The sequence below is a fragment of the Mesorhizobium sp. M1322 genome (assembly GCF_040318085.1).
GTDB lineage: Bacteria > Pseudomonadota > Alphaproteobacteria > Rhizobiales > Rhizobiaceae > Mesorhizobium.
Genome location: NZ_JAMYLP010000196.1, coordinates 1 through 1,781, shown reverse-complemented (window position 1 = coordinate 1,781; position 1,781 = coordinate 1). Strand labels below are relative to the sequence as shown.

Here is a 1,781-nt window from a genome sequence, read left to right as displayed (position 1 = left end):
TGTCAATGCCGCTCGAATTTTCCCCAAAAGTGCCGAAGTAAAATTCCCCAGTTTCGCCGCTCAGGCTGTCGCGGAGGGGTGTCCATTTTTCGGTGGCCGGCCGCGCGGCCGCGATGGTGGATTTAATGTCGGCGGCGTGATGGAGGCTTTTGATCGCAAGTGTTCGGGCATGAGCTCGGCGTGCTGGCGGAGCCGATAACTCGATCCTTCGATCTGGACGACGACCGCATGGTGAAGCAGGCGATCGAGAAGTGCGGTTGCGACGACAGGGTCGCCGAAGACCTCGCCCCATTCGGCGAAGCCGCGATTTGAGGTGAGAATCATGGCGCCCTTCTCGTAGCGGGCGTTGACGAGTTGGAAGAACAGATTGCGGCCACCGTGGACGACGGGCAAGTAGCCGATCTCATCGACAACGAGCAGAGCAGGCCGGCAGAAGAAGCGGATGCGTTCCTGCAGGCGGCCTTCGCGTTCGGCCCTTGCCAGTGCGGCGATGAGTTCGGCGAGCGTGCAGAAATAGACGCTCTTTCCAGCCTTCACAGCCTCGACTGCAAGTGCGATGGCCAGATGGCTCTTGCCTGTGCCGGGCGGGCCGAGGAAGTGGACGACCTCGCAGCGGGCGACGAAGCCGAGTTGGGCGAGCGTGAAGATTCGATCGCGGTCGAGCGAGGGCTGGAAAGAGAAGTCGAAGCCGGCGAGGGTCTTGATCGTGGCCAGGCGCCCCATGCGCAGTGCCGTCTTGATCCGGCTGTTCTCGCGCAGGGTCAACTCTTCCGAGAGGAGGATGTCCATGGCTTCGAGGGCGGCGATCTCGCCTTGCTCGAGCCGGCGCACGACATGATCGAGCGCTTCGAGCGCCCGCGGCATCTTCAGGCCGACGAGATCGTGGCGGATCCGGTCGATTGTGGATGGCGTGGTATCGAGCGCATTCGTCATGGACGCTGCTCCTTCGCCATCACCCGGGCGACGGCATCGTAGAAGGCCAACGGGCGCTGAGCGACCCTGTCGCCTGAGCCATGAAGGATGACCTCGTCGTTCCTCAGTCTTTGTCGGCGCTTGTGGACGTGGATGTTGCGATGCCCGGGCTCGACATGACGCTGGTGCCGACCTTCTAGAATGGGATGGATGGCAAGCAGTGCGCCGTCCTCGAAGATGCGTACCTCTTCGGCCAGAGTGTGCACCTCGACGACACGGCGCCTGGTGGCGTCGGGCACGCTATAGAAATTGCCGCCAACGCTAACCATGCCCTCCCGGCTGATGCGTCGCTCGAGCTTCAGGACCGATCGGAACGGAGCCAACGGCAGCGGCCGGAGCGCTGCCCGCTCCTCGGCAAAAGCTTCGTTGACGACACGCCGTGTGGTTGCGTGAACTCTCGGGTTTGCGACCGTGTCCAGCCAGTGACGCAACTGCGCATTCAAGTCTTCGAGGTTGCGAAAGGACCGGGCCAGGAAGAAGTCCTCGCGAATGTAGCGGAACGGCTCGACCTTGCCTTTCGTTTGGCGCGGTAAGGCCGACACGCCTTGGGATGGAAACCATAGTGGCGGGCAAGATCGACGAGGGCACGGTTGTAGACGATGCCGCCGGTATCGCCTTCGCCGATCACAGCCGTACGGTCGTAAAGCACTTCGCGAGGAGCGCCGCCCAGCGCCTCGAAAGCCCCAGCATGGCAGCGCAAGACAGTCGGCAGATCCTGGTGGACGACGAAGCGTGCCCAGATAAGGCGACTGAAGCCAAGCACCATGGAGAATAGCCAGACGATTCTCGGCGTGGTCGGCTCATCGGCA

At 62.5% G+C, this 1,781-nt stretch carries 1 protein-coding gene and 1 pseudogene; both read right to left on the bottom strand.

Going from position 1 to position 1,781, the window contains the following annotated elements:
• Positions 1 to 60: 60 nt before the first annotated feature.
• Positions 61 to 933, bottom strand: coding sequence for an IS21-like element helper ATPase IstB (gene istB, locus NKH12_RS30325; protein ID WP_352956467.1), 873 nt, complete (start codon positions 931 to 933; stop codon positions 61 to 63).
• A pseudogene (gene istA, locus NKH12_RS30320) lies at positions 930 to 1,781 on the bottom strand (IS21 family transposase); the annotation flags it as partial. The pseudogene istA and the gene istB, both read right to left, overlap by 4 nt.

Excerpts from the sequence above, each read along its gene's own strand:
- istB (WP_352956467.1), bottom strand. The coding sequence starts at position 933 with ATGACGAATGCGCTCGATACCACGCCATCCACAATCGACCGGATCCGC.